This window comes from Stenotrophomonas sp. 05N37 (assembly GCF_056397365.1).
Window position 1 is genome coordinate 1 of the sequence record NZ_JBFTNG010000015.1, and the last position, 3,434, is coordinate 3,434.

4 protein-coding genes and 1 pseudogene are annotated in these 3,434 nt (G+C 57.9%); 3 read left to right on the forward strand and 2 right to left on the reverse strand.

The genetic code is table 11. The features are described from left to right. Positions 1-904: pseudogene (locus tag AC1DGC_RS20100) on the reverse strand (efflux RND transporter permease subunit); the annotation flags it as partial. 448 nt (positions 905-1,352) lie between these two features. On the opposite strand from AC1DGC_RS20100, the gene AC1DGC_RS20105 reads away from it, so the two are divergent. The 3 genes from AC1DGC_RS20105 to AC1DGC_RS20115 all read left to right on the forward strand — a co-directional run bounded on the left by AC1DGC_RS20105 (position 1,353) and on the right by AC1DGC_RS20115 (position 3,040). Further along, the gene (locus AC1DGC_RS20105; RefSeq protein WP_478048681.1) at positions 1,353-1,649 is read left to right on the forward strand and encodes a hypothetical protein; all 297 of its coding nucleotides are present in this window, start codon (positions 1,353-1,355) and stop codon (positions 1,647-1,649) included. A 300-nt stretch (positions 1,650-1,949) separates the two neighbouring features. Further along, positions 1,950-2,468 carry a hypothetical protein gene (locus tag AC1DGC_RS20110; RefSeq protein WP_478048682.1) on the forward strand — a complete coding sequence of 173 codons (519 nt, stop codon included), beginning with the start codon at positions 1,950-1,952 and terminating at the stop codon, positions 2,466-2,468. 179 nt (positions 2,469-2,647) lie between these two features. Further along, positions 2,648-3,040 (forward strand): hypothetical protein, encoded by a 393-nt coding sequence (locus AC1DGC_RS20115; protein WP_478048683.1) that lies wholly within the window; start codon positions 2,648-2,650, stop codon positions 3,038-3,040. Between the two features lie 202 nt (positions 3,041-3,242). Here the strand turns inward: AC1DGC_RS20115 and AC1DGC_RS20120 are convergent. Next, on the reverse strand, positions 3,243-3,434 hold a 192-nt coding region (locus AC1DGC_RS20120; protein WP_478048684.1), incomplete at its 5' end, for an efflux RND transporter permease subunit.

Genomic DNA, 3,434 nt, shown 5'->3' on the forward strand with positions numbered 1-3,434 from the left:
GGCGTCGTATACAACGTCAGCCACTGGCTCACCAGCAACCCACCCACGATCGCGATCCCCAGCGGCTGGCGCATCTCCCAGCCGTCGCCGGTCGCCAGCATCAGCGGCAACGTGCCCAGCAATGCCGCCACGCTGGTCATCAGGATCGGCCGGAAGCGCAGCCGTGCCGCTTCGGAGATGGCGTCATACGAGGACAGCCCGCGCTCGCGTTCGGCCGACAGCGCGAAGTCRATCATCAGGATGGTGTTCTTCATCACCACGCCTACCAGCAGGAACAGGCCCAGCAGCGAGATCAGGTTCAATYCGTTGCCGAACGCCATCAGCGCCAGCAGTGCRCCCACGCCGGCKGAGGGCAGGGTGGACAGGATCGCCAGCGGCTGCACGAAGCTTTCATACAGCACGCCCAGCACCAGGTACACSGCCAGCATCGCGCCSASGATCAGCCACAGCTGGCGCTCGCGCAGTGTCTCGAAGCCACCGGCCTCGCCACTCAGCCTGGCCTGCACATGGGTGGGCAGCATGATCCCGGCCATCGCGCGGTCCACGGCTTTCACCGCCTGGTCCAGGGTCACGCCGGGTGCGAGCGCGAACTCGATCCAGACCGAGGCGAAYTGTTGGCTGTGGTAAATGCGGTCCGGCGCCATGCCGTAGGACAGCTGGCGATCGACGACAGCGGCAGGCGCTGGCCGWCCTTGCCGATCACGTGGATCTGGTCGAGCGTGGACGGGTCCTGGGTGTAGCGGGGGKCCAGTTCCATCACCACGCGGTACTGGTTGAGCGTGTCGTACAGCGTGGCCACCTGGCGCTGGCTGAAGGCGTTGTTGAGCACCGAGGCGATCATGCGCATGTCCACACCGAGCCGGGCGGCGGCGTCGCGGTCGATGTCCAGCACCACCTGGCGCATGCCCTCGTCGCCCTTGGATTCCACGTCCACCAGTTCGGGCAGCGTGGCGTTTTCATATCATAATGCCTCATTCGCGGGTGGATCCGTTGCGATGACGTTTGCGATACTCCACGAGTTCGGTCATGGGTATGCCGCCGGACAAGGCAGTGGGCCAGATCAGCGTGAGCCCATGGCGAATAGCTTTGCATACAGGATGCTTTCCTCATTCGAGAAAAAGCCAATAGAATGCGCAACATGCAAGTACGGTGCTTTCTGCTTATTCTTCTTGGATCGTTATCTTGCTCGGTAATTGCCAAGGACGTCCAAGGGGACATTTTTTTTCAAGGATGGTGTTGATAATGGCGATGGGATGAGTTCGTTCATTAATTACTCGAACGCGACTATGAGGGTGCTGGGAGAGCGTAATTCGCTTTCTGCGTGCGGTGACAATCCCCCCTCCAGGGGGTGCGTGAAATCTTCTTACTTCTATTTCTATATGCCTTCATCCTTGGCGCCGCAGTGGGAGAGCGAGGGCGTAGATTTTGCGCTGGTTGGCCAGTGCGCGCTTTCGACAGGCGCCCAAACGGTGTCAACCTATGTGATCAGGTCGCCACAGGATGGAAAGGTGCTGACGTTCTATGCAGCCCGTTCCGGAGGCTTGTTGGGTTGGGAAATCGCATATCCCGATGGAAAGTGCCGGTACTTCAAGGAAGGTGTGCGAGCTGAATCTTGCGCTTATGATCACATCGACCATCAGGTGGATTGAGCGCACAGGCGGACGCGTGAAAGGACTCGGTAACGCACATGTGCCTCTGTCCGATGAGAACATGGCGGTGTCTGCGGCGATGGTTGCGGGGAAGAGTGCAGGGCGCCTGGTTGTAGGACAGGTTCGGGTTGATCCCAGGCCGCTCTTTCAGGCTTACAAAGAAGCAGGGGCTAACAGTGGCAGCTTGGATGCACGGACAATCTTATGGATGCTTCCAAGAGAATTCCGGTAAGCAAGCGGCACTTGGGGGATACAGGAGCTTCAGCGTCAGTATTCGAGTGGAATTTCAGGTGACGAATTATGAAATTGATCTCAGCATTTATTATATTGGTGATGGTCGCCGGATGCTCCTTGGCAAAGGGGAGGAGTGATCCGGAGGATTATCACCAAATACTTGATGCCTATTTTGACGAAAACAATGTATGCAATGCTGCGTGGGAGCCCATCGTTGACGAATGGGTAGCGCACGGCGGCAGCATCAGTGATGATATGGCCACTACCCGGGATAGAGTCGTAGATGACCGGGCCACCCTGTTTGCGTCGCTCATCCGCGAGGTTTGGAAGAGGCAGGACGCAGCGGGAACGGATGGAGACCGGTCAAGCGCTTTCTCTGAAGTGCTTCTTTCCAGAAAGGTAGTGCCCGAGCGTTGTGCTTACCAGTTCTGGGTGCAAGGCGCTTTGATCGATACGCCAGGCGCCTTCGCTGCAGGTGCAATGACTGCAATCCAGCAAAGGCTGGGTATCGCAGACGACCGTTTGCGAACGGCTAGTTGGGCGATGTCCCAGTTGCTCATATCACCAGCCAATGCGCGGAAGTAGCTGTCAGCTTCGGATGGAAGGGTGCTTAGATGCGCAAGATGTAGTGCATTGGTGTTGTTCTGATCATGATGATTTCATGCGGTGCAAGCGGTGCAAGCGGTGCAAGCGGTGCAAGCGGTGCAAGCGGTGCTGGCGCTTGGAGCGTCTACTAGATTGATGGAGTAAGAAAAGGCGACGGAATGGTTGCGATCATTGATGCCGAATCAAGGTCATTGATCATGTCGAGTGACTCGTTTGTCCTTGGTGATTGTGGGAAGCTCTCTCCGTCAGAGGGTTGTATTAATTCCAGGTATTTTACTCTTTACCTCGATCCTCTTGTTGCTCTGGAAGTTGATCGGCAGTGGGCTTATGAATCATTTCGCTTCAGTGTTGTTCGGGTCTGTGTTTTCATGTTTCCGACTGGCAATGCGAACGGAGTTGAAGTTGCCTCGGAACAGTTCCATGGGCGCTTTGAGTTTTATGTGAGCGCGTCGTTTGATCTCCTGGGCTGGAAATTGAGTCATGCCAAAGGGAAGGATCTATACCTGAGGGAAGGGGTAAAGCTCGGCTCTTGCAGCCGGCGGGCGATGTGAGTGATGCCAGCCGTGGTTGAGAGGTGGCGGTGACGCAGAATCTGCGGTGCATGATGCATTGCGACCATCCCAACCCGCGCCAGCTCAAGAGATGCCGCAACGCGGCCACGCTGGCAAGGTAGAGCCACCCCATGGGTGGTTGCACCGTAGGCCATGGCGAAGAGCAGCTGGCTCTGCCCACAATGGGTCGCCTGCCCGGTGATCACGCAGTACGCCGCAACCGCGCCAACGCCAGATAGATCGCAGGCGTCGTATACAACGTCAGCCACTGGCTCACCAGCAACCCACCCACGATCGCGATCCCCAGCGGCTGGCGCATCTCCCAGCCGTCGCCGGTCGCCAGCATCAGCGGCAACGTGCCCAGCAATGCCGCCACGCTGGTCATCAGGATCGG

Excerpts from the sequence above, each read along its gene's own strand:
- AC1DGC_RS20110 (WP_478048682.1), top strand. The coding sequence starts at position 1,950 with ATGAAATTGATCTCAGCATTTATTATATTGGTGATGGTCGCCGGATGC.
- AC1DGC_RS20115 (WP_478048683.1), top strand. The coding sequence starts at position 2,648 with ATGGTTGCGATCATTGATGCCGAATCAAGGTCATTGATCATGTCGAGT.